25 protein-coding genes are annotated in these 25,293 nt (G+C 68.1%); 12 read left to right on the forward strand and 13 right to left on the reverse strand.

All coding sequences use genetic code 11. The annotated features are described in order from the left end of the window. The first annotated feature begins 27 nt into the window (after nt 1-27). Genes ACJMK0_RS15460 through ACJMK0_RS15470 form a run of 3 tightly spaced genes read left to right on the forward strand, consistent with a single transcriptional unit; the run spans nt 28 to nt 1,371 of the window. Nucleotides 28-354 carry a YbaB/EbfC family nucleoid-associated protein gene (locus ACJMK0_RS15460; RefSeq protein WP_405239575.1) on the forward strand — a complete coding sequence of 109 codons (327 nt, stop codon included), beginning with the start codon at nt 28-30 and terminating at the stop codon, nt 352-354. A 7-nt stretch (nt 355-361) separates the two neighbouring features. Next, nucleotides 362-964 carry a recombination mediator RecR gene (gene recR / locus ACJMK0_RS15465; protein WP_405233494.1) on the forward strand — a complete coding sequence of 201 codons (603 nt, stop codon included), beginning with the start codon at nt 362-364 and terminating at the stop codon, nt 962-964. Nucleotides 965-1,008: 44 nt separating this feature from the next. Then, a complete protein-coding gene (locus ACJMK0_RS15470; protein ID WP_405239577.1) occupies nt 1,009-1,371 on the forward strand; it encodes a histidine triad nucleotide-binding protein in 363 nt (120 codons plus the stop codon). 9 nt (nt 1,372-1,380) lie between these two features. Here ACJMK0_RS15470 and rsgA read toward each other — a convergent pair whose 3' ends face one another. Beyond that, nucleotides 1,381-2,301: a ribosome small subunit-dependent GTPase A gene (rsgA, locus tag ACJMK0_RS15475; RefSeq protein WP_405239579.1), complete on the reverse strand. Its 921-nt coding sequence runs from the start codon at nt 2,299-2,301 to the stop codon at nt 1,381-1,383. Nucleotides 2,302-2,381: 80 nt separating this feature from the next. On the opposite strand from rsgA, the gene orn reads away from it, so the two are divergent. The 3 genes from orn (at nt 2,382) to ACJMK0_RS15490 (ending at nt 4,359) form a co-directional block, all read left to right on the forward strand. Beyond that, nucleotides 2,382-2,963, forward strand: coding sequence for an oligoribonuclease (orn, locus tag ACJMK0_RS15480; RefSeq protein ID WP_405239580.1), 582 nt, complete (start codon nt 2,382-2,384; stop codon nt 2,961-2,963). Nucleotides 2,964-2,969: 6 nt separating this feature from the next. Beyond that, on the forward strand, nt 2,970-3,578 hold the full coding sequence (locus tag ACJMK0_RS15485) for a DUF938 domain-containing protein (RefSeq protein ID WP_405239582.1): 609 nt from the start codon (nt 2,970-2,972) through the stop codon (nt 3,576-3,578). Nucleotides 3,579-3,702: 124 nt separating this feature from the next. After that, nucleotides 3,703-4,359: a TIGR04211 family SH3 domain-containing protein gene (locus tag ACJMK0_RS15490; protein ID WP_405239583.1), complete on the forward strand. Its 657-nt coding sequence runs from the start codon at nt 3,703-3,705 to the stop codon at nt 4,357-4,359. A gap of 15 nt (nt 4,360-4,374) precedes the next feature. Here the strand turns inward: ACJMK0_RS15490 and ppsA are convergent, their stop codons facing one another. Next, the gene (gene ppsA / locus ACJMK0_RS15495; protein ID WP_405239585.1) at nt 4,375-6,738 is read right to left on the reverse strand and encodes a phosphoenolpyruvate synthase; all 2,364 of its coding nucleotides are present in this window, start codon (nt 6,736-6,738) and stop codon (nt 4,375-4,377) included. A gap of 80 nt (nt 6,739-6,818) precedes the next feature. Here ppsA and ppsR point away from each other — a divergent pair, with 80 nt between their 5' ends. The 3 genes from ppsR to ACJMK0_RS15510 all read left to right on the forward strand — a co-directional run bounded on the left by ppsR (nt 6,819) and on the right by ACJMK0_RS15510 (nt 9,379). After that, the gene (gene ppsR, locus ACJMK0_RS15500; RefSeq protein ID WP_405239586.1) at nt 6,819-7,643 is read left to right on the forward strand and encodes a posphoenolpyruvate synthetase regulatory kinase/phosphorylase PpsR; all 825 of its coding nucleotides are present in this window, start codon (nt 6,819-6,821) and stop codon (nt 7,641-7,643) included. Nucleotides 7,644-7,713: 70 nt separating this feature from the next. Then, on the forward strand, nt 7,714-8,187 hold the full coding sequence (locus ACJMK0_RS15505) for a DUF1249 domain-containing protein (protein ID WP_405239588.1): 474 nt from the start codon (nt 7,714-7,716) through the stop codon (nt 8,185-8,187). 157 nt (nt 8,188-8,344) lie between these two features. Next, nucleotides 8,345-9,379 (forward strand): hypothetical protein, encoded by a 1,035-nt coding sequence (locus ACJMK0_RS15510; protein WP_405239590.1) that lies wholly within the window; start codon nt 8,345-8,347, stop codon nt 9,377-9,379. Between the two features lie 13 nt (nt 9,380-9,392). Here ACJMK0_RS15510 and ACJMK0_RS15515 read toward each other — a convergent pair whose 3' ends face one another. The 5 genes from ACJMK0_RS15515 to ACJMK0_RS15535 all read right to left on the reverse strand — a co-directional run bounded on the left by ACJMK0_RS15515 (nt 9,393) and on the right by ACJMK0_RS15535 (nt 19,427). After that, a complete protein-coding gene (locus tag ACJMK0_RS15515) occupies nt 9,393-12,452 on the reverse strand; it encodes an efflux RND transporter permease subunit (protein ID WP_405239592.1) in 3,060 nt (1,019 codons plus the stop codon). Nucleotides 12,453-12,468: 16 nt separating this feature from the next. Next, nucleotides 12,469-15,684 (reverse strand): efflux RND transporter permease subunit, encoded by a 3,216-nt coding sequence (locus ACJMK0_RS15520; protein ID WP_405239594.1) that lies wholly within the window; start codon nt 15,682-15,684, stop codon nt 12,469-12,471. 28 nt (nt 15,685-15,712) lie between these two features. Beyond that, nucleotides 15,713-16,852 carry an efflux RND transporter periplasmic adaptor subunit gene (locus tag ACJMK0_RS15525; protein ID WP_405239596.1) on the reverse strand — a complete coding sequence of 380 codons (1,140 nt, stop codon included), beginning with the start codon at nt 16,850-16,852 and terminating at the stop codon, nt 15,713-15,715. Nucleotides 16,853-16,877: 25 nt separating this feature from the next. Continuing rightward, the gene (locus ACJMK0_RS15530) at nt 16,878-17,201 is read right to left on the reverse strand and encodes a hypothetical protein (protein ID WP_405239598.1); all 324 of its coding nucleotides are present in this window, start codon (nt 17,199-17,201) and stop codon (nt 16,878-16,880) included. A 99-nt stretch (nt 17,202-17,300) separates the two neighbouring features. Beyond that, nucleotides 17,301-19,427, reverse strand: a complete 2,127-nt coding sequence (locus tag ACJMK0_RS15535; RefSeq protein ID WP_405239600.1) for a carboxy terminal-processing peptidase — start codon at nt 19,425-19,427, stop codon at nt 17,301-17,303. A gap of 122 nt (nt 19,428-19,549) precedes the next feature. Here ACJMK0_RS15535 and ACJMK0_RS15540 point away from each other — a divergent pair, with 122 nt between their 5' ends. Continuing rightward, nucleotides 19,550-19,834, forward strand: a complete 285-nt coding sequence (locus ACJMK0_RS15540; protein WP_405222114.1) for a hypothetical protein — start codon at nt 19,550-19,552, stop codon at nt 19,832-19,834. Here the strand turns inward: ACJMK0_RS15540 and ACJMK0_RS15545 are convergent. Both ACJMK0_RS15545 and ACJMK0_RS15550 read right to left on the reverse strand, forming a co-directional pair. Then, on the reverse strand, nt 19,831-20,151 hold the full coding sequence (locus ACJMK0_RS15545; protein ID WP_405239602.1) for a hypothetical protein: 321 nt from the start codon (nt 20,149-20,151) through the stop codon (nt 19,831-19,833). The genes ACJMK0_RS15540 and ACJMK0_RS15545 overlap by 4 nt on opposite strands. 2 nt (nt 20,152-20,153) lie before the next feature. Then, nucleotides 20,154-20,723 (reverse strand): YkvA family protein, encoded by a 570-nt coding sequence (locus tag ACJMK0_RS15550; RefSeq protein ID WP_405239604.1) that lies wholly within the window; start codon nt 20,721-20,723, stop codon nt 20,154-20,156. A gap of 155 nt (nt 20,724-20,878) precedes the next feature. Here ACJMK0_RS15550 and ACJMK0_RS15555 point away from each other — a divergent pair, with 155 nt between their 5' ends. Beyond that, entirely contained in the window at nt 20,879-22,603 is a 1,725-nt protein-coding gene (locus tag ACJMK0_RS15555) for a M28 family metallopeptidase (RefSeq protein ID WP_405239605.1), read from the forward strand. A gap of 95 nt (nt 22,604-22,698) precedes the next feature. On the opposite strand, the gene ACJMK0_RS15560 is transcribed toward ACJMK0_RS15555, so the two are convergent. The 3 genes from ACJMK0_RS15560 to ACJMK0_RS15570 form a co-directional block, all read right to left on the reverse strand. Next, complete coding sequence (locus ACJMK0_RS15560) at nt 22,699-23,223, reverse strand: hypothetical protein (protein ID WP_405239607.1); 525 nt, start codon at nt 23,221-23,223, stop codon at nt 22,699-22,701. 188 nt (nt 23,224-23,411) lie between these two features. Then, nucleotides 23,412-23,789 carry a hypothetical protein gene (locus ACJMK0_RS15565; protein WP_405239608.1) on the reverse strand — a complete coding sequence of 126 codons (378 nt, stop codon included), beginning with the start codon at nt 23,787-23,789 and terminating at the stop codon, nt 23,412-23,414. 175 nt (nt 23,790-23,964) lie between these two features. Then, nucleotides 23,965-24,264: a hypothetical protein gene (locus tag ACJMK0_RS15570; RefSeq protein ID WP_405239609.1), complete on the reverse strand. Its 300-nt coding sequence runs from the start codon at nt 24,262-24,264 to the stop codon at nt 23,965-23,967. 140 nt (nt 24,265-24,404) lie between these two features. On the opposite strand from ACJMK0_RS15570, the gene ACJMK0_RS15575 reads away from it, so the two are divergent. After that, nucleotides 24,405-24,962, forward strand: coding sequence for a gamma-glutamylcyclotransferase (locus tag ACJMK0_RS15575; RefSeq protein WP_405239611.1), 558 nt, complete (start codon nt 24,405-24,407; stop codon nt 24,960-24,962). Here ACJMK0_RS15575 and ACJMK0_RS15580 read toward each other — a convergent pair. Then, nucleotides 24,951-25,220 carry a hypothetical protein gene (locus tag ACJMK0_RS15580; protein WP_405239613.1) on the reverse strand — a complete coding sequence of 90 codons (270 nt, stop codon included), beginning with the start codon at nt 25,218-25,220 and terminating at the stop codon, nt 24,951-24,953. The two genes, ACJMK0_RS15575 and ACJMK0_RS15580, sit on opposite strands and share 12 nt — an antisense overlap. Nucleotides 25,221-25,293: the final 73 nt, after the last annotated feature.

Consider the following 25,293-nt stretch of genomic DNA (forward strand, 5'->3'; position numbering starts at 1 on the left):
AGACGGACAATAGCGGAGGCAGAACGAATGAAGGGTGGACTCGGCCAGCTGATGAAGCAGGCCCAGCAGATGCAGGAGAAGATGCAGCAGGCTCAGGAGGAGCTGGCGAGCATCGAGGTCACCGGCGAGTCCGGTGCCGGCATGGTGAAGGTCATCATGAACTGCCGGCACGAGGTGCGCCGCGTGACGATCGACGACGAGCTGATCGGCGACGACCGGGAGATGCTGGAGGACCTCGTCGCCGCGGCGATGAACGATGCCATCCGGCGGGTGGAGGAGACGACCCGGGAGAAGATGTCCGGCCTTACCTCGGGCATGGGCCTGCCGCCCGGGATGAAGCTGCCCTTCGGTTGATCGCAAGATGGTCTACTCGCCACTGCTCGTCCAGCTCATAGAGACGCTCCGCTGTCTGCCCGGCGTCGGGCAGAAGTCGGCGCAGCGCATGGCATTCCATTTGCTGGAGCGCGACCCGGACGGGGCCGGCCGGCTGTCGACGGCACTCGCTGAGGCGGTGGCGGGCATCGGCAAGTGCGAACGCTGCCGTATGTTCTCCGAGGAGCCGGTCTGCCCGGTGTGCCGGGACGCCTCCCGGGACGCAAGCCAGCTCTGCATCGTCGAGATGCCGGCCGACGTCATGGCCATAGAAGACCATACCGGTTACCGGGGGCGGTATTTCGTGCTGCTGGGACACCTGTCGCCGCTCGACGGCATCGGCCCGGAGGAGCTGGGTCTGGGCCGCCTCGAGTCCCTGCTCGAGGAGGGCGACGTGGAGGAGGTCATCATCGCCACCAACCCCACGGTGGAGGGCGATGCCACGGCGCATTATCTGGCCGAACTCGCGGCGCGGCGCGGCATCGGGGCCAGCCGCATCGCCCACGGCGTGCCCATTGGCGGCGAGCTGGAATACGTGGACGGGGGCACCCTGTCCCACGCCTTCGCCGGCCGGCGCGCCATCGGCGCCTGAGCCGGGGGGCGGCCAGGGCCCGGCGAGAGAACGAGGAGGTCGAGATGAGCGACGACAAGAGAGACCCGGACTGCCTGTTCTGCAAGATCGCGGCCGGTGAGATCCCCGCCGAGCCGGTCTACGAATCCGACACCGTCATCGGTTTCCGGGATATCAATCCGCAGGCGCCGACCCACGTGCTGTTCATCCCGCGGGAGCACATCCCGACCATCAACGACATCGACCCGGCGCACCACGCGCTGGTGGGCGAGCTCTTCGGTGCCGCGAAGTCCGTGGCGGCCGAGGAGGGCCATGCCGACGACGGTTACCGGGTGGTCATGAACTGCAACGAGGGCGCCGGCCAGAGCGTCTTCCACATCCATCTGCACCTGCTGGCCGGACGCCGGCTCGGCTGGCCGCCGGGCTGAGGGCGCCGCTCAGTAGTCGTCCCGGCGCAGCTGACGGGTGAGGTTCAGCAGCCGCCTGTAGCTCGTGTAGCGCCGCTCGCTGATGGCGCCGGATTCCACGGCCGCAAGCACGGCGCAGCCCGGCTCGGCGCGGTGCAGGCAGTCGTTGAACCGGCAGCCGGCCGAGGCGGTCCGGATCTCCCGGAAGCCGGCGCCCACGTCCACGTCCGCCGCAATATGCGGGGCGAAGTCCCGCACGCCGGGAGAGTCGATCAGCCGTCCGCCGCGGGGCAGGGTGATCATCTCCGCGGCCACGGTCGTATGACGGCCTTCCCGCCGCGCCTCCGACACCGCGGCGATACGCTGTCCGGCACCGGGGACGACGGCGTTGATGAGGGAGGACTTGCCGACGCCTGACTGGCCCACCAGCATGCTGACGTGCCCGGCCAGCAGCTCCGAGAGCGCGCCGATGCCGACGCCGGCCTCGGCGGAGACCCTCAGCACGGGGTAGTCCAGCGCCTCGTAGACGGCCAGCTCCGGGGGCTCGATGTGATCCAGGTCGGTCTTGTTGAAGACGACCGCGGCCTCGATGCCCATCAGCTCGGCGGCACAGAGGTAGCGGTCGACGATGAAGAAATCGGGCTCCGGCAGCACCGCGGCGGTCACCGCGAGCTGGTCGAGATTCGCGGCCAGCGTCTCGGGCCGCCCGCGGCTGTCGATGCGGGCCAGCACGTTGTCCCGCGGCCCGACGGCCGTGACCAGCCAGTCCCCCTCGCCCGCGATCGGCGCCGCCTCCACCCGGTCGCCGCATACCACCCGCAGCCGTTTGCCCTTGGTGCGGGCGGGCAGCTGCCGGCCGTCGGCCGACTCCAGTTCCAGCCGATGGCCGCGGGCCGCGGTGACGGTGAGGTGACGGTCCGAAGAACTGTCGTGGGCTCGTTTCTTCGTCATGGCCGAAGTATAGGCCGTGCGGTCCGGCCGCGTGCGCCCCTCTGCTACACTGCCGGCAGTTTTGCGGCACGGCGGAGCCTATGACGGACGAGAGAATGGCAGGGAAGGGCCGGGGCAATCTGATCTGGATCGATCTGGAGATGACGGGCCTCGATACGGTGAACGACCAGATCATCGAGATCGCCACCATAGTCACGGACACGGACCTCAACGAGATTGCCGAAGGCCCGGTGCTGGCCATCCACCAGCCCGACGAGGTGATGGCGCGCATGGACGAATGGAACCGCACCCAGCACGGCGGCTCCGGGCTCACGCAGCGGGTGGCGGAGAGCCGGGTGACCGAAGCCCAGGCCGAGCAGGCGACGCTCGCCTTCCTGCGTCAGCACGTCGAGGCGGGCACCTCGCCGATGTGCGGCAACAGCATCTGCCAGGACCGGCGTTTCCTCGCCCGCTGCATGCCCGAGCTGGAGGCGTTCTTCCATTACCGCAACCTGGACGTGAGCACGCTGAAGATACTGGCCGGCCTGTGGGCGCCGCCGGTCGCCGCCGGCTTCCAGAAGGAATCCAGCCACCGCGCGCTCGACGATATCCGGGACTCCATTGCGGAGCTGCGCCATTACCGGGAGCACCTGTTCTCCGTGGCGGCGATGCAGACCGGCTGACACCGCATGACCGTGGAACCCCCGTTCTCGCCGGCCGCGGAGCGTAACCGCCGGCCGATCCTCTCGGTATTGCGCCGCCACCTCGCACCCGGCTGCCGCGTGCTGGAGATAGGCGCCGGCACCGGCCAGCACGCTCGCTTTTTCGCCGCCGAACTGCCGGAGGTCCGCTGGCAGACCAGCGACATGGCGCCCAACCTGCCGTCGCTGGCCGCCGGCCTGCAGACGCCCCACGCACCGCCGCTGCCGCCGCCCGTGGCCCTGGATGTATTGCGGGACGACTGGCCGGACGGCCCTTTCGATGCCGTCTACGCCGCCAACACGGCCCATATCATGAGCTGGCCGGCGGTCTGCGCCATGCTGGCGGGCGCCGCCCGCGTGCTGCGGCCGGACGGTCTGCTGCTGATCTACGGCCCGTTCTCACGGGGCGGCCGCCATACCAGCGAGAGCAACCGGCGCTTCCACCGGCAGCTGCGGGGCAGGGACCCTGCCATGGGTATCCGGGACCTCGACGACGTGGACGCCGAGGCTGCCGGGCACGGGCTGGAGCGGGAGGCCGAATACGCGATGCCGGCCAATAATCTGCTGCTGGTCTGGCGCCGGGCCGCGGCAGGCTGATCCGCTGCGCGACCGCTGGCACCGCGTCCGGGCTTGCTTTATAGTCGGCCCTGATGCTCCCGGTCGGGGGCAATTCGACTTGGGTTTCAGGAACTTGAATACACTCCTTAACAAGATGCCTTTCTTGGCGGCGCTGCTGCTTGCGCTGCTGGCACAGAGCGTCGCGGCGCAGACGCGCTACGTCTCCGACGAGTTCGAGATCACGCTGAGGACGGGGCCGAGTACGGCGAACCAGATCATCCGCATGCTGGAGAGCGGCACCCAGCTCGAGATGCTGGAGCAGGACCCGGACAGCGGCTACACGCGCGTGCGCACGCTCGGCGGGACCGAAGGCTGGGTGATCAGCCGTTATCTCATGGCGGAACCGGCGGCGCGGGATCAGCTCGCCGACATGCGTCAACGGCTGGAGACGATCCGCAATCAGAGCGGCGACCTCGGCGCGCAGCTGGACGACCTCACCCGCGCCAAGCAGGAGGCCGAGGCGCGCATCCGGACGCTCGAGGCCGAGAACAAGCAGCTCGAGGCGGAGCTCGCGGAGATTCGTCGGACGGCCTCCAACGTGCTCGGCATCAATGCGGAGAACAACGCGCTGCGCGAGCAGCTCTCCACGGCGGAGGTGCAGATCGCCGCCCTGCAGCAGGAGAACGGGGAGCTTGCCAGCCGGCGCAACCGGGACTGGTTCATCGCCGGTGCCGCCGTGCTGCTGGCCGGCGTGCTGGTGGGCATCATCGTGCCCAGGATCCGCTGGCGCAAGCGCTCGCGCTGGAGCGACAGCTTCTGAGGATTGTGGCCGGCGTCAGACCTTCTCGCCGGCCAGGAACAGCCAGGTCTCGATCACGGTGTCCGGATTTAGGGACATGCTCTCGATGCCCTGATCGAGCAGCCAGTAGGCGAGATCCGGATGGTCCGACGGACCCTGTCCGCAGATGCCCACGTACTTCCCCTGACGGCGGCAGGCCTCGATGGTCATGGCGAGCAGGGCCTTCACGGCGTCGTCCCGCTCGTCGAAGACGTCGGCCACGAGGGCGGAGTCACGGTCCAGCCCGAGGGTGAGCTGGGTCATGTCGTTGGAGCCGATGGACATGCCGTCGAAGTGCTCCAGATAGCGGTCGGCCAGCAGCGCGTTGGTGGGCAGCTCCGACATCATGATGACCTTCAGGCCGTTCTCGCCCCGGGCCAGGCCGTTCTTCGCCAGCAGTTCCACCACCTCGCGGCCCTGCTCCACGGTGCGCACGAACGGCACCATGATCTGGACGTTGGTCAGGCCCATCTCGTTGCGCACCCGTTTCAGCGCCCGGCATTCGAGCTCGAAGCAGGGCTGGTATTCCGGGTCCACGTAGCGGGCGGCGCCGCGGAACCCGAGCATCGGGTTCTCCTCGTGGGGCTCGTAGGGCTCGCCACCGATGAGGTTGGCGTATTCGTTGGTCTTGAAATCCGACAAGCGCACGATGACCGGGCGCGGGTCGAAGGCGGCGGCGATAGTGGCGATGCCCTCGGCCAGTTTCGCGACGAAGAACTCCACCGGCTCGCCGTAGCCGGCCATCTGCTCTTCCACCGCCTCGCGGGTGTCGGCGTCCAGCTTGTCGAACTCGAGCAGCGCCCGCGGGTGGACGCCGATCATGCGGTTGATGATGAACTCCAGGCGCGCCAGGCCGACGCCGTGATTCGGGATGCCGGCGAAGTCGAATGCCCGGTCCGGATTGCCCACGTTCATCATGATCTTCACCGGGATGTCCGGCAGCGAGTCGAGTTCGATCTTCTTCTTCTCGTATTCGAGCTTGCCGTCGTAGACGTAGCCCTCGTCGCCCTCGGCGCAGGAGACCGTGACCTCGCGGCCGTCGGCGATCTGCTCCGTGGCGTCGCCGCAGCCGACCACCGCCGGTATGCCCAGTTCCCGGGCGATGATGGCGGCATGGCAGGTGCGCCCGCCGCGGTTGGTGACGATGGCGGCGGCGCGCTTCATGACCGGTTCCCAGTCCGGGTCCGTCATGTCGGCGATCAGCACGTCGCCGTTCTGCACCCGGGTCATCTCCTCGATGCTGCGGATGACCTTGGCGGGGCCTATGCCGATCTTCTGGCCGATACTGCGGCCGCGGCTGAGAATGTCCGAGCGTGTCTTCAGTGAAAAGCGCTGCAGGGTACGCCCGCTGCGGCTCTGCACCGTCTCCGGGCGCGCCTGCAGGATGTAGATCCGGCCGTCCTCGCCGTCCTTGCCCCACTCGATGTCCATCGGGCGGCCGTAGTGCTCCTCGATGGTCACCGCCTGCTTCGCCAGCTCGATGACGTCCTCGTCGCTCAGGCAGAAGCGTTGCGACTCCGCCTCGTCTACGTCCACCGTCTCCACGGTATGGCCCGGGGCGGGGTTGTCGCTGTAGACCATCTTGATGGCCTTGCTGCCGAGGCTGCGGCGCAGGATCGGGTCGTGACCGTCCTTCAGCGCCTTCTTGTAGACGTAGAACTCGTCCGGGTTGACGGCGCCCTGCACCACGGTCTCGCCGAGTCCGTACGAGGCGGTGATGAACACGGCGCCGCGGAAGCCGGACTCGGTGTCCAGCGTGAACATCACGCCGGAGGTGCCGACGTCGCTGCGCACCATGTGCTGGATGCCGGCCGACAACGCTACCAGGGAATGGTCGAAGCCGTGATGCACCCGGTAGGCGATGGCCCGGTCGTTGAACAGCGAGGCGAACACCTTGTGGATGGCCTCGATGAGCCGCTCGAGGCCCTTCACGTTCAGGAAGGTCTCCTGCTGTCCCGCGAAGGAGGCGTCAGGCAGGTCTTCGGCAGTGGCCGAGGAGCGCACCGCCACGGCGATATTCTCGCCGCCGGTCATCTCTTCCCAGGCCGTGGTGATGTCCTCGCGCAGCCGCGGCGGCAGGGGGGTATCCATGATCCACTGCCGGATCTCGCTGCCGGCGGCGGTGAGGTCCTTGATGTCGTCGACGTCCAGCGTGTCGAGGCGCTGGTTGATGCGGTCGGCGAGTCCTTCGTGTCGGAGGAAGTCCCGGTAGGCCTCTGCGGTGGTGGCGAAGCCGCCGGGGACGGTGACGCCGGCGGCGGCGAGGTTGGCAATCATCTCCCCGAGGGATGCGTTCTTGCCCCCCACCCGGTCCACGTCGCCCATGCCCAATGCATCGAGCGGAACTACATAAGGCTCCAAAGTCGACTCCCTTGTGTTATCGACCCGAACGTGCACAATCCAACGACGCTCGCTACGGACCTCGCGCCGCGGATCGAACCATGGGCCAAAGAACCGTCTTTTTTCTGTCCGACCAGACCGGTGTCACGGCCGAGACACTGGGTCACAGCCTGCTCACCCAATTCGACAGCCAGGATTTCCGGCAGGTGACTTTGCCATTTATCGACAATGATGACAAGGCACTGGCTGCGCTGAAAAAAATCAACGATTCCGCCCGCCGTGACGGCATTCGGCCGATCGTATTCAGCACTCTCGTACACGATAATCTGCGCCGCATCATACAGGGTTCGGAAGGCCTGTATCTCGATATTTTCGACGCCTTCCTCGGCGACCTGGAGGAGGAGCTGCAGCAGGAATCGTCCCATTCGGCGGGCATGGCCCACGGCGTTTCCGATCCCAACGTCTACATGAAACGCATCGAGGCGACCAACTTCGCGCTCGCCAACGACGACGGCGCGACGGTGCGCAACTACGAGCAGGCCGACGTGATCCTGGTCGGCGTATCGCGCTCAGGCAAGACGCCCACCTGCCTGTATCTCGCCCTCCAGTATGGCGTGTTCGCGGCCAATTTCCCCCTCACCGAGGAGGAATTCGAGAGCGGCGAGCTGCCCGCGACGCTGCTGAAGCACCGCGGCAAGCTGTTCGGGCTGACCATCGCCCCGGCGCGGCTGCAGCAGATCCGCCGCGAGCGCCGCTCACGTGGCCGCTATTCCAGCGCACAGCAGGTGCGCTACGAGCTGCGGGAGGCGGAGAAGCTCTTCCGCCGCTACAACATTCCCCACATCGACACCACCGAATTCTCCATCGAGGAGATCTCCAGCCGCATCCTCGACAGCACCGGACTGGAACGGCGCACGCGTCCCTGAAGCACGCCTCGCGCCACACGTAAACCTTGATTTTTACGGTCTTTTCTGGGCGGGCAGGAGTCCGCCTGCCGTGTGCTATATTCCGCCCATGATCGCCGACAGCCTCATCCTGCCGCAGACCGTCGTGCGGCCGCGCAGCTTCGCGGGCCTGATGACGCTCTACGAGAGCAACTACCTGCGACTGCTGCGCATGGCGCCGGCGCTGCGCGCCATGAAAGGCGGCCACGTCTCCCGGGTCGGCGGCGACTGCGACCTGCACCTGAGCGTGCTGGAACGCACGCCCTATACCTCGACGCTCGCCATGACCTACCGCTTCGAGGAGGCGGGCGGCAGCGTCGCCGATCCCGATCTCACGGTACGGGTGTACTTCGACGGCTGCCTGGCAGAGGCCATGCATCTCGCCGACCAGCACCATCACGAGCTGTTCCGGCGCCTCGCCAGCCAATTCCGCCGCGAACTCGACAGCCGCTGGGCGCGTAACGTCATGCTGAACAAGTGGCTGGAATACTGCCTCGACCGGGGTCACGCGTTCCCCGCCGACTGACCGCCGCCGCCCCGCCGCGTGAGCGGCGCTGCCCGCCTCCGAAAGTGTCGATCCGGTCATGGTACCGCCGCGAGGATGGTGCCAGCATGCGCCCTATCGGAACGGTCCCCGCTCCCCGAACGGAGGTGCGGGTCCCGATTATGTCAAGGGCCCGGCTATGGCAGCACTGGCACAACTCTTCGGTTCTCCGGAGGCGCACGTCGAGCAGGACGACGACAAGCTCCTGCATCTGTACTGGAATCGCGCGGAGCTGAAGAAGGAATACTCGCGGCTGCGCAAGGAGCGCTACGAGCTGCTGGATCAGCTCAAGGTGCAGGAGGGGCGCAACGCCCGCCTGCAGCAGAAGCTCGACGGGCTGGAGGAGCTGCTGGCCGACCGTACCGCGGCGAACCGCGCCGTGGTGTTCTACCAGATCCGCGGCGTCTGGAAGCGCTGCCATGCCCGTCTGGAGAAATTCGCCGGCCAGATGGCCGCCCAGGTGACCGAGCGCGAACGGAAGCGTCTGCTGGCCGCCTGGGCCACGGAACAGACGGCGTTGCGCCGCGAGGCGGCGGGACGCCTCGACCGGGCGCGGGCGCGGCGGCGGGAACTGGAAGCGGCGCTCGCCGACATCGAAGAGCGCACGGCCGCACTGGCGGGATTCTGGAACTTCTTCCGCCGACGGTCGGTCCGCGCCGAGCGGGGGCCGGTCGAAGCCGAGCTGGAGGAGGTCGCCGCCGCGGCGGATGAGCTCACCCGGGAATACGGCCGGCTGCAGAAGGCGACGCCGCCCGACTATCCGGGGCTGTCCGTGCAGGGACGGCGGCTGGTCAATTGCATGGTGATCGCCCTGGCCGAGTACCTCTACGGGCACTTCTCGGCGTTCGGCTTCACCGAGATGGCGCGTTCCGCCATGGAGCGCACGCCCGGCAGCATCGACTACGGCAGCGAGCGCGACTGCGACATGCTGCTGACACGCCTGAGCGCGCGCCTGAAAGCACTCGACGAGGCCGAGACGGGCGCGGAATTCGCCGCCGAAGTCCGCCGGCGCACCCAGGTCCTCAGCCAGCGCGCCCGTTACGAGCGGCGGGCGGACACGGTGCCGGTGCCGGAATCACTGGATGCCCCCGGCGAGTCGGCGGATATCAACGAGCCCGACGTCAACGTGCTGGCCGAGGAGTTCTGGCACGTTACGGACGTGCTGTTGTCCTGACCGTCCCGCCGCGTCACGCGGCAGCCGAGGCGCCGGCCCGCGCGTACCGGCGCACGCGTCCCACCCAGTTCCTGGCCCGGTCCAGGCTCACGTAGACCAGCGGTACCAGCAGCAGCGAGGTGACGGTGGAGAAGGCCAGCCCGCCGATGATCGCCCGCGCCATCGGGAAATAGGACGGGCCGTCGCCGCCGATCTTGGTGGTGGAGATGGCCAGCGGCAACAGGCCGAGGATGGTGGTGGCCACGGTCATCAGGATGGGGCGCAGCCGGTCCCGTGCGCCTTCCAGCACCGCCTGCTCGCGGGGCATGCCCGCCCGGCGCAGGTTGTTGATGTGGTCCACCAGCACGATGCCGTTGTTCACGACGATGCCGATCAGGATCATGATGCCGATCATCGCCATGAAGCTCATGGTGGTGCCGGTGAGGGCCAGGAACCAGATGACCCCGGTGATCGAATAGATCAGCGAGACCATGATCGAGACCGGGTAGAGCACGGACTCGAATAATGCCGCCATCACGATGAAGATGAGCGCGACCCCGAGCAGGATGTTCTGCATGAGCAGTTGCTGGGTCTCGTCGCTGCGGTCCACGCCCTCGCCGAAGCTCCAGCCGTAGCCGGGGGGGTAGTCGATCTGGTCCATCAGCTGCTGCACCACCGGCCGGATCTCCGAGAGCGAGCTGTCGGTGTCGATGGAGCCCGAGATCTTCACAGAGGTCTTGCGGTCGGTACGGCGGATCTGGCGCGGCCCGGTGCGCTCGTGCAGGTCGGCGACCGCCCCCAGCAGCACCCGCTCGCCCGATGGCGTCATGATCGTCAGATTGGCGAGCTGTTCCATCGTCTGGCGATCGTCCTCGCGGAAGGCGAGCCGCACGCCGATCTCGCCGTCCGGCGTGCGGAACTCGCGCAGCGGCTGGCCCCGCATGGCGACGGCGACCGCCTGGCCGACCGTCTGGCTGGTGAGTCCGATCCGGGCGGCACGCTCCCGGTCCACCACCACCTGGACCTCCTTCGGTCCCGCGGTCAGGTCGGACGTGAGCCCCTCCAGACCCTCGACGGTGGAGAGCACGCGCCAGGCCTCGCCGGCGAGTTCCGCGAGCCGCTCGGTCGACTCGCCGGTGAGCGTGATGCCGAAGCCCGGGCCGCCGCCCTGCTGCTGCCACTGGAAGTCGGGCCGGCCGATGACCAGCTCCGGCATCTCTTCCAGGATGGTGTCCATCACCGTCTGCGCGTCCATGGTGATCGCATCGCCCTCGGTCAGCAGGATGCTCGACTGCGCGCGGCCGGTGTCGTAATAGCTGTAGACGGATTCGATGTCGAGCCGCTCGGCGTTCTCGAACAAAAACGCCTCCATGCGGTTGACCGCCATCTCCACCCGCTCCACCGGGTAGATGTCGTCGATGTGATAGATGAGTTCCAGCCGCCGCGACGGCTCCTGGGGAAACATGTCGGTCTGCAGCATGCCGAGGCCGATGGGCGCCGCGGGCGAGGCCAGGACGATCACCGCGGCCAGCGCAGACCAGCGGGGGTGGCGCAGCGTCCACGCAAGCGCGCGGCTGTAGCGATCGGTGAGGGCGGCCATGGCGCTGCCGGCTTGCGGTGGCGGCGGCGCCGGCACCCGGCTGGCGAGCAGCGGTATGAGGGTCTGGGAAACCAGCAGCGAGAGCACGATGGCCACCGAGATGGTGACGCCGACGTGCCACAGGAACACGGTGATGTCGATCTGCTCGCCGAACACGATCGGCAGGAACACGCACACCGAGGTCGCCGTGCTGGCGATCACGGCGAGCCCCACCTCGTCCACACCCTCAAGCGTGGCACGCCGCGGATCGTCGGGGTACTCCTGCCGGTAACGGAATATGCTCTCGGTGATCACCACGGAGTTGTCCACCAGCATGCCCACCGCGAGCATCAGCCCCATCAGCGTGAGGATGTTCAGCGTGAGGCCGCTGAAGTACATCACGCCCAGCGTGATCACCAGTGAGACCGGCACTGCCAGCATGACGATCAGGGTGGTCGTGACCTGGCGCAGGAAAAGATAGAGCACCAGCACGGCGAGCAGCGAGCCGATCAGGCCGGCCTGCAGCAGGTCCGCCAGGGAAGAGCGCACGCTGTCCGCCTTGTTGTCGATGTTGAAGATGCGGATGCCCCGCATCGACGGCAGCTCGGCGATCTTCTCTAGTTCCTCGTTGACCCGGTCCGCCACCTCCACCATGTTCGCGCCGCTGGCCCGGGTGACGCCGAGCCCCACCGCCTCGCGGCCGTCCAGGTGGCGGCCGTAGTCGCGCTCCTCAGGCACCAGCCGGATGTCGGCGATGTCGGCGAGGCGCAGGTTGCCGCCGTCGATGATCAGGTCGCCGATCTCGGCCAGGTTCCGCAGTTCGCCGTCCGAGCGCAGGGTCCAGCGCTGCTCGCCGCTCTCCAGCCGGCCTGCGCTGACCGAGAAGTTGCTCCGCTGCAGCAGTTCGTAGAGTTCGTAGAGGTTGATGCCGTGGGCGGCGACCCGGCCCGAGTCGAGCAGGATACGTACTTCGGGGGGCTCGACGCCCTGCAGATCCACTTTGGATACCCCTTCGATGCGCTCGATGCGGCGTTTCAGCACGCGGTCGAGCATCAGGTACTCCCGGGACAGGTCCCGGTCGGAGGACAGGCGCAGCGTCATGATGGGCTCGTCGTTCAGCGAGCCGCTGTAGACCATGATGCGCTTCAGGTCGGGGGGCAGTTCGTCGCGTATGGCATCGAGCTTCACCCGTGCCTCCACGGCCTCGGTGGCGGCGTTGGAGTTGAAGCCGTACTCCATCCAGATTCGCGCGCCGTCCGCCCCGGAGGTGGAGTTCATCCGCTTGACGCCGGAGAGGGTGGACAGCGCGGCCTCGGCGGGCCGTGTGATCAGCCGCTCCACTTCCTCCGGTGTGGATCCCTCGTAGGGGATGTTGATGAAAAAGCCCGGCCACTCGATATCCGGGAATTGTTCGAGCGGGAGCAGCCGGGACGAAATCAGGCCGATGCCGGCCAGCGCCGCGAAGATCATCGTGACGGTGACCGGCCGGCGCAGTGAGAATTCCGTATGGCGCATTCCCTGGCCCTCCGCGTCAGGCCCGCTGCGGAGCCGGGGCGGGCGCGTCGGCGGATTGCGGCCGTTCGTCGCGTTCCACCAGCGAATAGACGACCGGGATCACCAGCAGGGTGAGCAGCGTGGACGTGGTCAGTCCGCCGATTACCGTGATGGCCATCGGCGCGCGGATCTCCGCGCCTTCGCCGAAGCCGAGCGCCATGGGCAGGAGGCCGAGTGCCGTGGTCAGCGTCGTCATCAGGATGGGCCGCAGGCGGCTGCGGCCGGCCTCCAGGATGGCTTCGGTCTTGGCGACGCCGGCGCGGCGCAGCTGGTTGATCAGGTCGATCAGCACGATGGCATTGTTCACGACGATGCCGGCCAGCATGATGACGCCGATGAAGGCCACCACGTTGATGGTGGTGCCCGTGAGATACAGCGCCAGCACCGCGCCGACCAGGGCCAGCGGAATCGTGAACAGGATTACGAACGGATGGCGGAGCGACTCGAACTGGGAGGCCATCACCAGGTAAACCAGGAACACGGCCAGCAGCAGGGTGAAGCGCATGGACGCCAGCGAATCCTCCATCTCCTCGCTCTGGCCGACGATGTCGGTGGTGAGTCCGGCCGGGAGCGGCAGCGAGGCGAGGATGCGTTCGGCGGCCTCGGCGGCGGCGCCCAGGTCACCGTAGGCGATGTTGGCGGAGATCACGGCGGCGCGCTGCTGATCGAGACGGCGGATCTCCGCGGGTCCCTCGGCCAGGACAATCGTGGCGACGTCGTCCAGGGTCACCGGACGCTCGCTGGCCGGGTTGACGATGAGTGCTCCCACGTCCTCCAGCGACGCCGCGGAGCGATCGACGCTGCGCACCATGACGTCGATCTTCTTGTCCTGCCAGCTGTAACGCGTGGCGAGGTTGCCGCGGACGCTGTTCACCACCTGGTCGGCCACGTCGCGGACCGACAGGCCGAGCTTGGCCGCCAGCTCCTGGTCGAAGGCGATCTGGATCTCCGGATTGCCCGCCTCGATGCTGGAGCGCACGTCCGTGTAACGTCCGTCGGCGCGCAGCGCGCCGGCGATGCGGTCGGCGGCGGTGCGCAGGCGCGCGAGATCGAAGCCGGTGATCACCACCTCCAGCGGCGTGGCCAGCGACAGCAGCTCCGGCCGGCTGAAGTCGTACTGCACGCCCGGCAGCGTCGCTATGTCCTCGCGTATCCGGGCCATGGCGCGGGACTCGCCGTCGCGCCCGGCGCCGGCCGCCATGCGCACGGTGAGGCTGCCGGTATGCTCGCCGGCGTCCACCGGGCTCGCATCCAGGCGGTTGCCGCTGCCCGCCACCGAATAGGTGCGCTCCACGCCCGGCACGTCCGCGGCGGCCCGCCAGGCCGTCAGCAGCGCCTGGTCGGTGGCGGTGAGCGGCGTGCCCGGGGCGCGGCGAAGGTTGACGGAGAACTCGCCCTGGGAGAGCTGGGGGATGAGTTCCGTGCCGAGCCTAGGCACCAGGGCGACCGAGCCGAGGAAGATGAGGGCGGCGGTCACGAGGACGACGGCCCGGTGGGTGAGGGCCCACGGCAGCATCCGCTCGTAGAGGCCGGCGGCGGCCCGGTTGAAGCCGCTGAAGAACAGTACCAGCGGCGTCAATAACAGCCGCATGCCGGCGGCGAGCAGATGCCAGAGACGGCCGGCGATGCGTCCCACCCAGCCGAGCGCGCGGCCGATCCGGCCCGGCGGACTGGCGTCCATCGCCTCCGCGTAGCCCTGGCGGCCGCCGGAGGCGGCGAGCATGGGGATGAGCACCACCGCCAGCAGCAGGGAGAAGAGCAGGGCGTAGGTCACCGTCAGCGACTGGTCGCGGAACAGCTGGCCGGCGATGCCGGTGACGAAGACCATGGGGAAGAACACGGCCACCGTCGTCAGGGTGGCGGCAGTCACGGCCGTGGCAACCTCGCCGGCGCCCTCCCGGGCCGCCGCGAGCACGCCGCGACCGCCCTCGCGCTTGCGCACGATGTTCTCGAGCACGACGATGGAGTTGTCCACGAGCAGGCCCACGGCGAGCGCGATGCCGCCCAGGGACATGATGTTGAGGCTCAGGCCCGAGAGATACATCAGCGCGAAGGTGCCGATCACGGAGATCGGGATGGCGAGGCCGATGATCACCGTGGCCCGGGCGTCGCGCAGGAAACCGTAGAGCACCAGTACCGCGAGCAGCCCGCCGAGCAGCGCGGCAGTCACCACCTGGTCGATGGCGGCGCGGATGAAGCCGGACTGATCCTGGATGGTCACCACCTCCAGGCCGTCCGGCAGGTCGTCCGAGAGCGAGTCCATGCGTTCCGCCGTGCGGCCGGCGATCTGCACCGTGTTGCCGTCGCCTTCCTTGTAGACGGCCAGCTCCACCGCCTCGGCGCCGTCGACGCGGGTGATGGCCTCCCGTTCCTTGAAGCCCCGCGTCACCTCGGCGATATCGCCGAGGTAGACGGGCCGGCGCTCGCGGGTGGCGATCACCGTGCTCGCGAACTCCTCCACGGACTGGTATTCGTTGATGGTGCGGACGAGGAAGCGCTGGTTGCCCTGTTCCAGGCTGCCGCCGGAGAGATTCGTGTTCTCGGCCCGGATGCGTTCCGCCACTTCCTCGATGGACAGGTCCAGCTGGGCCAGGCGCTCCTGGTCGACGAGAATCTCGATCTCCTCCTCGAGGCCGCCGCTCACCTTCACTGCGGCCACCCCTGCCACGTTCTCCAGGGCGGGCTTCAGCTCGTCTTCGGCGAGCCGCCGCAGGCGCTTCAGTTCGTCGGCGGAGAGGACGGCGCTGGCCGCGTCTGCGCCGGCCCGGCGCAGCGCGAAGCGCATGATCGGGTCGCTGGACGGATCGAAGCGCAGCAGCAGCGGACGATCGGCCTCCAGGGGCAGCTCCAGCACGTCGAGCTTCTCCCGCACGTCGACGCTGGCCAGGTTCATGTCCGTGCCCCAGATGAACTCGATGGTGACGTCGGACTGGCCCGAGCGCGACAGTGAGCGCACCTTGCGCACGTTCTTGACGATACCCACCGCTTCCTCGATGGGTTTGCTGAGCAGGTTCTCCACCTCCTGGGGAGCGGCGCCCTCCAGCTCCGTGCGCACGGTGAGGGTGGGGTAGGAGAGATCCGGCAGCAGGTTCACGTCCAGGCGGCTGAGAGACACCGTCCCGAACAGGGCGACGGCGACGAAGAACATCAGCACCGTCACCGGCCGTTCAGTGGCCCGGTTCACCAGCCACATGGCATGCTCTCCCCCGGCCGGCGCCGGCTCACAGGCGGTTGCGGCTGGACGCGATCTCCGCGTTCAGCTGCATCGCGGTCTCTTCGTCCGCTACCACCTTCACCCGGGCGCCGTCGCGCAGCCCGGACTGGCCCACCACCACCACCTGCTCGCTCTCCTCGACGCCGGAGACGATCTCCATGTGGTTCTGCCAGGCGATGCCGGTCTGCACCGGCCGGCGCTCCACGACGCCGTCGCGGACCACGTACACGGCCGGCCCCGATTCCGTCTCGACGACGGCGGGGCGGGGCACCAGCAGGCGGGCCGGCCGCGAGTCGTACACGATGTCGAGCCGGCCGAACATGCCCGGCTTGAGCGCGGTGTCTTCTTCGTCCACCTCCACCGTCACCTTGAACGTGCCGGTACCGGCATCCACCACCGGGCTGATGCGCTCGACCGCGCCGCGGAAACGCTCTCCGGGCAGCGCGTCGATGGTGATGAATACGGGCTGTCCCTGCTCGATCTTGCCGAATTCCTTCTCCGGTACGTGCAGGTAGGAGACGATGGGCTCCAGGTCGGTTACGCGGAACATGGGCGTATTGGCGGAGATCGTGTTGCCGACTTTTACGTGCCGTTCCGAGACGACGCCGTCGATGGGCGCGCGGATCTCGGTGTAGCTGTACTCCAGCCGGGCCAGCCGCCAGGCCGCGCGCAGCGCGTCCAGCTCGAACTTCAGGTTCTCGAAGGCGCCCGCCGCGAGCAGGCCTTTCTCGTGCAGCTCGGTATTGCGCTGGTATTCCTGCTCCGCCCTGGCCAGATTGGCCCGCGCCTGCTCCAGTTCCAGGCGCAGCCGGTCGCCGTCCAGTCGCGCGAGCACCTGCCCGCGCTGCACGGTCTCGCCTTCCTCGGCGAGGACCTCGCGGATTTCCCCGCCCACTTTGGCGACTACCTCCGCTTCGGCGAAGGCTTCGAGGGCGGCGGTGCCCGAGTAGACCGCGAAGATATCGTCACGGGCGACAGCGGCCACCTCCACGGGTATCGCCGCTTTTTCCGTTTCCTTCTCGTCTTCCGCGGCCCCGGCGGATGCGCCTGCGCCCGAATCCCCGGGGCCGCCGCAGCCGGCCAGGAGCAAGGCCCCGAGCAGTCCGGCGGGGAGCAGACCCCGCGTTATCACGTCCCGTGTGATCATCGGCTTCAATCGTCCTCGCAGTGTCTCAGATGTCGCGCCGGTACATGTGGCCGGTCGGCAGTCGAACCGGCGGGAAAGCGGCGGCCCGGTCCATGGCCCGTTTTGCTCCCCGTCTTGCTCCGTCGATGCGGCTGCCGAAGATCTCGGCCCAGCGCAGCTCGATCAGGGGCCTGATCCGCAGCACCGGCGGCGTGATCGGCGTCGGCGCTGCCGCATTCGCGGCGTACGCCGGCGGCGCCGGGAAAAGGGTCGCCGGCGCATCGCGGGTGGCCAGCGCCTGGGCGGCAGCAAGGGTCAGCGTCAGGCCGACGGCCAGAGCGAGTGGATGGCGGAGCGGGCGTGCGGACATCCTGTGCTACTTCCATGGTTGACTAGTGTTGTAGTTAAGTATAACACCTTGTGACCGCCTGACAAGAGGTAACCCCCGATCACGACCGGCGGAGACGGCTCAGAGGTCGTTCTTGGCGGCCCGCTCGACGGCGGGCGGACGCGGCAGCGTCAGGAACTGAGCCATGTCGGCGACGATGGAGGCGGCTTCCTTCAGGAGAATGTCCGGCTCTTCTTCTTCGTCCAGCGCTTCCACGGACTCGACCGGCTCCAGGCCCAGCGCCTCGCGGCGCTCGTTCTCCCGCGCCAGACGCTCGGCCTGCAGGCGCTCGCGCTCCTGCTTGCGCTCGTCCAGCGCGAGCGACACCGTCTTGCGCTCGCGCATGCTCTGCGCGGCCTCGATGTCCTTCAGCAGGTAATCGTAGTCCGGGTCGCTCTTCAACCGCTCGCGGAAGTTGGTCGACAGGAGGTCGATGGTGGGATCCAGCGGCTCACGCGCCTCGTAACGGGTGGGCCGGATCCGGTCCCAGGGCAGCGCCGTGGGGCGGGTGCTCTCGCCGACTTCCGCCGAATCGATCACGGAGGGCAGGGCGATGTCCGGGTCGACGCCCCGGTGCTGGGTGCTGTCGCCGGTCACGCGGTAGTACTTGCCGATGGTGAGGGTGAGCTGGCCGAGGCCGTCGCCGCTCCGGTCACGCTGGAAGCGGTCCAGCGCATAGAGGTTCTGCACCGAGCCCTTGCCGAAGGTGCGCTGGCCGATGACGACGCCGCGCTCGTAGTCCTGGATGGCCGCGGCGAAGATCTCGGACGCCGAGGCGCTGAAACGGTTGACCAGCACCGCCAGCGGTCCGTCGTAGGCGACGCCGTTCTTCCACTGGTCGTCGATGACGCTGATGCGCCCGGTGGAGTCGCGCAGCTGCACTACGGGACCCCGGTCGATGAACAGGCCGGACAGTGCGGTCGCCTCGGTCAGATGGCCGCCGCCGTTGTTGCGCAGATCGACGATCAGGCCGTCGACGCCTTCCTGTTCCAGTTCGCCGATGAGACGCTCGACGTCGCGGGTGGTGCTGGTGAAATCCTTGTCGCCGTCGCGCTGGGCCTCGTAGTCCCGGTAGAAGCTGGGCACGGTGATGACGCCCACCCGCCAGTCGCGGCCGTCGCGCGGGATGGTGACGATGTCGCTCTTCGCCGCCTGCTCCTCCAGCTTCACCTGGTCGCGCACCAGCGAGAGCATCTCCTCTTCGGCGCCGGGGAGGGCGTTGCCCGGCAGTATCTGCAGGCGCACGGTGGTGCCCGCGGGTCCGCGTATCAGCTGCACCACGTCGTCCAGGCGCCAGCCGATGACGTCCACCAGCTCGCCTTCCTCGCCCTGGCCCACCGCCGTGATGCGGTCGGTGGGCTCGAGCTGCCCGTCGATGGCGGCGGGGCCGCCGGGGATGATGTTCATCACCGTGACGTACTCGTCCTCCATCTGCAGCGAAGCGCCGATCCCGAAATAAGACAGGCTCATCTGGATCTGGTATTCCTCGGAGTTGCGCGGCGACAGGTAGCTTGAGTGCGGGTCCATGGTGCGGGCGTAGGAGTTCATGAACGTCTCGAACACGTCGTCGCTGTTGATCTGCTCGAAGCGCTTCTGGAACCGCTTGTAGCGCTTATCGAGGATGTCGCGCACCTCTTCCCACGGCTTTTCGGTCAGCACGAGACTGAGGGCGTCGTTCTTCACGCGCTTGCGCCAGAGTTCGTCCAGCTCCGCCTGGCTGGCGGCCCAGGGCGCGTCCTCGCGGTCGAAGCGGAAGGTCTCCTCCACGGAGAAATCCGGTTCCTCGTCGAGCAGCTCCAGCGCGTGGCTGATCTGGCGCTCGGCACGCTCGCGGTAGACCCGGAAGATCTCGAAGGCCGGCTCCAGCGACGCGTCCCGGGACACGGCATCGTCGAGCTCGTCGCGGTACTGCCGGAACGTATCGATATCGGACTGGAGAAAGTAGGAGCGGTTGCCGTCCAGGGCCTCGATGTAGGCGTCGAGGATGCGGGCGGACACCTCGTCGTCGACGGCGGTGCGGCGGTAGTGGGAGCGCTCGATGAAATCGGTGACCAGCGTCGCGATCTGCTCGTGCCGGTCCGTCGGCGCCAGCGTCGGGTTGCTCTCCGGCGGGACCGCGTCGGCGGCGACGGGCACCAGGCCGCCGGCCCAGGCACCGGCCAGCACGAATGCCGTCGCAAATAAACCAGTTCTGATTCTATTCATCATTGCAGATTCGTCCTCGATTCCGACGCAGCGGCGGCACTTGCACCCCGCCGAGGCAAGGCTAGAATGCCCCGACCCGCCAATCAAGGGCAAACGACACGCCTTCGCAACGCTCGACAAGCCCTATGCAGCCACTCACCATAATCACCGGCATCGTCCTCGGATCCGCCGCCTCCATCAGCCTCGGCCTCGCCGTGGTCATGCTGATCTTCCTCATCCTCGGGGACGAGTATCCGCGGCTGGCGTCCGAGTTCCGTCCGCTGGTGGGCAGCTTCGGGCTGTTCATGGCTATGACAGTCGTGGCCGGGGCAAGTTTCTATGCACAGCTGAAACGCCTGTGGTGGCGGTGGCCGGCGCAGGCGCTGATGTGGGCGGACGTGCTGTTCACGGGCTGGTTCTACTGGCCCTAGCCGTCCCTCTCGGTCCCTGCCAGCGCCCGCTCGTGGGCCCTGGCCATCGCGGCGAGCACGGCCAGGTGCAGTTCCCGGCGCAGCGCGGGGGCAGGTTCGCCGCGGATCAGGCGGTCGGCCACTTCGGCCACCCGATCCGGCACTTCGTCCATGCGGTGCCAGGTCCGGTAGTCGTCACGGCGTCGTCGGAGCTCTTCGGCGAGTCCGCCGCCGGCGCCCGCCAGTTCATCACACAGCTGGCCGCTGACCGTTCGCTCCAGCGCGGCGACGGCGTCGCGGAGTTCCCGCGGGAGGTCTTGCGCCTCCGCCGGGCTCACGCTCAGAACAGCGACAGCGGCGAGCGCCGGGTGCCGCCGCGCTTGCGCTCGCTGCGCCGGCGCCGGCGCATGCGCGAGTGGAGTTCGCGGCGCCGGCTGCGCAGCCATTCCTCTCGCGTCACGGGGTCTTCGTTCTTGCGGCCCCGCCGCACTTCCTCGCGCACGCGGAACTCGCAGAAGTCCTGATAGGCCTCGATCTCGTGGCGCAGCTCGCGCACCACCAGTTCCACCATGATGGCGTCGTCGAGGAAGCCCAGGCCCGGGATGTGATCGGGGATCAGGTCCTCCGGCTCGGCGAAGTAGGCCAGCGCGTTGATCACGCGGCTTTTCTCCTCTTCCGGCAGCTGCCATTCATCATCGTGCAGCATGTCGGTCAGCACCCGCAGTTTCTCGAGGCGCTCCTGGATGTACGCCGGCACCTTGCCCCCGCGGACCTGGTCGAGGAGGCTCTCGGCGGAGGCGATGATGTCCTCCTCGGAGGCCCGGCCGGCGGCCTTGTGCGCCTCCTTCATGATCAGGCGGAAGTGGTCGAGGTCCGAATCCTCGAGATCGATGGTGATGCGCAGCCCCATGGTTTTCCTCCTCGGCGGGAAGCAGCGAGCGTACGCGGGGGCCCTGATGCGGTCAATTCTGCCCGGCGTGTACCCGGGCGCCGTTTCTGGTATACCGGGCCGCTCTCATCGAAGGGCTGCCCGGAAGGGCGGCCGAAACCGGAACAGGAGAAAGCATGGATATCGTAGTGCGCTTGGTAAGCCGCGCGTCGCGTTGGGCGGCCTTGGCCGCGGCCGTCGTTCTCACCGCGGCCTGCGGCGGTGGCGAGCAGGAGGCTGGTGGCACGGAGCAGCCGACCGCCGGCGCGGAGCCCGCCGCGCCGGCCAATGCCATCGACGCGGCCGATTTCGCCGAGCATGTGAAGGTGCTCGCCTCGGACGAATTCCAGGGCCGGGCGCCGGGTGGCGAAGGCGAGCGCAACACCGTCGACTACCTCACCGCGGAGTTCCGCGCCGCCGGGTTGCAGCCGGCCAACGGCGACAGTTACCTGCAGGGGGTGCCGCTGGCCTCCATCACCGCCGAGGAGGTGACGCCGCTTGCGATCGAGGGCGGCGGGGAATCGCTGGCGTTCCGCTACCAGCAGGACATGATGGTGTGGACCAAGCGCTATCGGGAAGCCGAGTCCCTGACCGACAGCGACATGGTCTTCGTCGGCTACGGGATCGTCGCGCCGGAGTACGACTGGAACGACTACGAGGGCCTCGACGTCGAGGGCAAGACCGTGGTGATCCTGGTCAACGACCCCGGTTTCGCCACCGGCGATCCGGAGCTGTTCAACGGGCGCGCCATGACCTACTACGGACGCTGGACCTACAAGTACGAGGAGGCGGCGCGCCAGGGCGCCGCCGGCGCGCTGATCGTCCACGAGACGGAGGCGGCCGGTTATCCCTGGCTGGTGGTGAGCGGCAGCTGGAGCGGCGAGCAGTTCGACCTCGACCTCGGTGATGCCGCGCCGCCCCGGGTCGCCATCGAAGGCTGGCTGACCGGCGAGGCGGCCCGCTCGGTGTTCGCATCGGCCGGCGTCGACTTCGACGAGGCAGTGAGCAGCGCGGCGAGTCGGGAATTCGAGGCGCGGCCGCTGGGCCTGCAGGCGAGCGTCGCCGTCATTAACAGCCTGTCCAGCATGGAGTCGGCCAACGTCGTCGGCATGCTGCCGGGCAGCGAGCATCCGGACGAATACATCGTCTATACGGCGCACTGGGACCACCTCGGCGTGGCGCGTTCCGTGCTGCAGGACCGCATCTACAACGGCGCCGTTGACAACGCGAGCGGCGTGGCCGGTATGCTGGAGATCGCGGAAGCGTTTGCTGCCATGGACCCCGGTCCGGAACGCAGCATCGTGTTCCTGGCCGTGACTGCGGAGGAATCGGGTCTGCTCGGCTCCGATTGGTACGCCAGCCATCCGTTGTTCCCGCTCGAGCGCACGGTGGCCAACATCAATCTGGACGCGATGTCGCTGGTGGGCCCCAGTCACGACGTCACGGTGATCGGCTACGGCAACTCCGAACTGGACGAGTACGCGGCCCGCGCCGCGGAGATGCAGGGGCGGCATCTCGAGCCGGAACCCACGCCGGAGAAGGGCTTCTTCTACCGTTCCGACCACTTCAACTTCGCCAAGCGCGGCGTGCCGGCGCTCTACCTGCGCGGCGGCGTCGACCATCGCGAGAAGGGCAGGGAGTACGGACTCGCCTACAACAGCGCGTGGGTCAGCGAGCACTATCACAAGGTCAGCGACGAATACAGCGAGGACTGGGACCTGCGCGGCGTGATCGAAGACGTCGGGCTGCTGTTCGAGGTGGGCCGGGCCCTCGCCGGGACGAGGGACTGGCCGAACTGGGCCGAGGGGAACGAGTTCCGCGCGGCGCGGGACGCGTCGGCTTCCGCCCGCGAGGGCGGCTGACGGCACGCGCCGCCATTGCCGGCGCCAGCGGCGTCCAGTGGCTCCCGGTGGCTCCCGGTGGCTCCCGGTGGCCCCTGTCGGCCTCTCGGCCCCTATTAACGATAGGCCGTGGCGGCGAGAAACTCTGGGTCGGGGGCCGGGTCGGCAGGCTCGGCCTCTTTCTCCTCCCGCTCGGGCGCACCGTCTTTCTTCCGGCTGATGTTGAGGCCGGCGATGCCGTCCCTGGAGACGCCGAAGAAGACGGCGAAGGCCCGGGTCTCCCAGAACGTGAGGAGGCGCAGCCCGTCGAGTTCCTTCAGTCGGGTGATGAGGGCGGCGCGGTCCCGGTATTCCATGGGACCGATGCCGGGCGCGGCGTCCTGCAACGTTGGCGCGTCGGGGCTTCCTGCGTGCGCGGCCCGGTGCCGGAAGCGTGCCGGGAGAAGGGCGTAGCGCAGGGTGCCTTTGTCGTCGATTGCCCTCACCCTCATCGCATCGCCATCCGTGGCCGCGCGCGAGGCCGATCCATCTGTGGCCGCGCGCATGGCCGATACATGACGGGCGGGCGATTCGTCCGCCACCGCGGCGGTGCCGGGCAGCGCCAGCAGGCACGCCGCCGCGAGTATCAGTGGAGTCTTCATCGGCCGCACCCTCCATGGTCATCAGGGACAGCGGAGGCCAGTCTGGCACCGGGTGGCGGCAGCCAACGAGGAATCAGGTCACAACCTGAAGCTAATTCAAGGGCTTATGTCAATAAGGCAGGGTGAGCGGACGGCCGCTGCATTGCCGGCGGCCGGGTCGGACTGCAGCCGGCCGGACCCCGGCGCGCTCAGCGCTGGTCGTTCCGGCGCCAGGAATCGGAGTGGTCGTAGGGATCGAAGGCATGATCCTCGTCGATCGACAGCGAGGGGTCATCCAGCAGCCTGAGCAGCTCTTCGCGATCATCGGCAGGAATCTCGCCCAGATAGACGTTCTTGCCGTTGCCGTTGGAAACGACCCGGCTGCCCGCCGGCAGGTGATCGATGCGGGGAGGCGGGGGCGGAGAGGGTTTCTCGTGGTGCTGCGACTCTTTACGCTGCCTGGCGCGCTGCTCGGCGAGGACCTGGTTCAACAGCGGCGTGGCTCCGCGCGCCGGTGCGGTTGTCGGCCGGGACCGGAAACGGTCCAGCAGTCGCTCTTCCAGCAGTCTCTTCAGATACGAGGTCATTTATCGGGTTGTTCTTGGTGGTGAGCCGATGCTTTTACGGACAGTTCGATTATCCGAGCCACCCGTCAGCGCGCACCTGAAACTTTACATAATTTTGTCAAATTACCCGTCAATCCATTGATTTTGTGAGAGTTCTGTGAACCCTTTCACAGTTCTGCGGTACCGTCGTCGGGACTCATGCCGGCACCCGGCTCCGGGGCCGACGCATGGCACGCCAGGTCAGTCGGGCGACCGTCACCACCAGCCAGGGGCTCAGCACGAGGAACCACGTGCCCGGATTGCCGCGGCCCAGCGCGCCCCAGATCTCGCGGTAGAAGCCCCCGAGGCCGCCCGGGTACTCGCCGAAGATCAGGAAACCGACCCCGTGGACCGCGGCCGGCAACAGGAGCACCCCGCCGAGTACCAGAACGACGGCCACGAGCGACTCGCGTTTCAGGAGGGTTCCGATTCGGATGTCGTCTTTTTCGTCTGCCATTGCGAGAATCCGTTAGTCCGGCGGCCATGCGGTGGCCGGTCAGTGGGCAACCAATGGCTATTCAGCGGCGATCCTCGGCGAGTTGCCGGGCGGAATCAAGCCCCGGGGTATCGACCGCGGAGGCATGGCGTGAGGTGCGCGTGGCCGACAGCGGCGAACAGGAACTTTGGATCTTCGGTTACGGATCGCTGGTATGGCGGCCCGACTTCCCCCACGCCGAGGCGGTGCCCGCCTGGAGCGCGGGCCAGCAGCGACGCTTCTGGCAGGCCTCGACGGACCACCGGGGCACGCCGGCCCGGCCTGGTCGGGTAGCGACCCTGGTGCCGGAGCCGGGTGCCCGCTGCCGGGGGGTCGCCTACCGGATCCGGACCGGGTCGCGTGACGAGGTGCTGGCCTACCTCGACCATCGCGAGAAGAACGGTTACCTGAAACGCACGCTCGGCATCGAACTGGACGACGGCCGGCGCGGCGAGGCCATCACTTACGTGGCCGACCCGGCCGGCGAACACTATCTGGGCGCGGCGCCGCTCGCCGAGATGGCGCGGCAGATCCGCACCAGCATCGGCCCCAGCGGACCCAATTCGGAGTACGTGCTCCGTCTGGCGGAGGCGCTGCGCGGACTCGGTGCGCCGGACCAGGAAGAGGTGTTTGCGCTGGAGGCGCTGCTGCGGCCGCCGGAGCCCGGCTCAGGGCCGTAGGCGCTCGCGCCGGCGCCGGCGCCAGATGCGGGCGCCGAGATGCAGGCAGCAGCCCGCGAAGAGCAGGTAATAGGGCACGACCCAGTACCAGCCGCTGACGTAAAGGGTGGCGAACAGCGCCAGGAAGCCGGCCGTTATGTAGAAATAGGGGAGGGCTTCGTACAGCAGCGTGGGCAGCCAGACGCGGCGGTTCACCAGCGACCGGCCCCGTACGCGGAGCGTGCTCGCGTCCGTTGCCCGTGCTTCCCTGCTGCCCATCAGTGGCGCATCCGTCCCGACCTCGTGCGGTCTCCCCAGCGCCGCCGAGCTTAGCGCACGCGTCGAGTTCGGT

Origin of the sequence: Lentisalinibacter orientalis (assembly GCF_040706535.1) — a bacterium.
GTDB classification, from domain to species: domain Bacteria; phylum Pseudomonadota; class Gammaproteobacteria; order Steroidobacterales; family Woeseiaceae; genus Lentisalinibacter; species Lentisalinibacter orientalis.

What these genes read in the sequence shown, in the direction of transcription:
- ACJMK0_RS15550 (WP_405239604.1), bottom strand. Translation starts at nt 20,723, where the DNA reads ATGGGGCTGCGCATCACCATCGATCTCGAGGATTCGGACCTCGACCAC.
- ACJMK0_RS15470 (WP_405239577.1), top strand. Translation starts at nt 1,009, where the DNA reads ATGAGCGACGACAAGAGAGACCCGGACTGCCTGTTCTGCAAGATCGCG.
- ACJMK0_RS15570 (WP_405239609.1), bottom strand. Translation starts at nt 24,264, where the DNA reads ATGGCAGACGAAAAAGACGACATCCGAATCGGAACCCTCCTGAAACGC.
- ppsR (WP_405239586.1), top strand. Translation starts at nt 6,819, where the DNA reads ATGGGCCAAAGAACCGTCTTTTTTCTGTCCGACCAGACCGGTGTCACG.
- ACJMK0_RS15515 (WP_405239592.1), bottom strand. Translation starts at nt 12,452, where the DNA reads ATGCGCCATACGGAATTCTCACTGCGCCGGCCGGTCACCGTCACGATG.
- ACJMK0_RS15460 (WP_405239575.1), top strand. Translation starts at nt 28, where the DNA reads ATGAAGGGTGGACTCGGCCAGCTGATGAAGCAGGCCCAGCAGATGCAG.
- ACJMK0_RS15485 (WP_405239582.1), top strand. Translation starts at nt 2,970, where the DNA reads ATGACCGTGGAACCCCCGTTCTCGCCGGCCGCGGAGCGTAACCGCCGG.
- ACJMK0_RS15530 (WP_405239598.1), bottom strand. Translation starts at nt 17,201, where the DNA reads ATGTCCGCACGCCCGCTCCGCCATCCACTCGCTCTGGCCGTCGGCCTG.
- ACJMK0_RS15520 (WP_405239594.1), bottom strand. Translation starts at nt 15,684, where the DNA reads ATGTGGCTGGTGAACCGGGCCACTGAACGGCCGGTGACGGTGCTGATG.
- ACJMK0_RS15525 (WP_405239596.1), bottom strand. Translation starts at nt 16,852, where the DNA reads ATGATCACACGGGACGTGATAACGCGGGGTCTGCTCCCCGCCGGACTG.
- ACJMK0_RS15510 (WP_405239590.1), top strand. Translation starts at nt 8,345, where the DNA reads ATGGCAGCACTGGCACAACTCTTCGGTTCTCCGGAGGCGCACGTCGAG.
- ACJMK0_RS15555 (WP_405239605.1), top strand. Translation starts at nt 20,879, where the DNA reads ATGGATATCGTAGTGCGCTTGGTAAGCCGCGCGTCGCGTTGGGCGGCC.
- ACJMK0_RS15565 (WP_405239608.1), bottom strand. Translation starts at nt 23,789, where the DNA reads ATGACCTCGTATCTGAAGAGACTGCTGGAAGAGCGACTGCTGGACCGT.
- ACJMK0_RS15560 (WP_405239607.1), bottom strand. Translation starts at nt 23,223, where the DNA reads ATGAAGACTCCACTGATACTCGCGGCGGCGTGCCTGCTGGCGCTGCCC.
- ACJMK0_RS15540 (WP_405222114.1), top strand. Translation starts at nt 19,550, where the DNA reads ATGCAGCCACTCACCATAATCACCGGCATCGTCCTCGGATCCGCCGCC.
- recR (WP_405233494.1), top strand. Translation starts at nt 362, where the DNA reads ATGGTCTACTCGCCACTGCTCGTCCAGCTCATAGAGACGCTCCGCTGT.
- orn (WP_405239580.1), top strand. Translation starts at nt 2,382, where the DNA reads ATGACGGACGAGAGAATGGCAGGGAAGGGCCGGGGCAATCTGATCTGG.
- ACJMK0_RS15580 (WP_405239613.1), bottom strand. Translation starts at nt 25,220, where the DNA reads ATGGGCAGCAGGGAAGCACGGGCAACGGACGCGAGCACGCTCCGCGTA.
- ACJMK0_RS15535 (WP_405239600.1), bottom strand. Translation starts at nt 19,427, where the DNA reads ATGATGAATAGAATCAGAACTGGTTTATTTGCGACGGCATTCGTGCTG.
- rsgA (WP_405239579.1), bottom strand. Translation starts at nt 2,301, where the DNA reads ATGACGAAGAAACGAGCCCACGACAGTTCTTCGGACCGTCACCTCACC.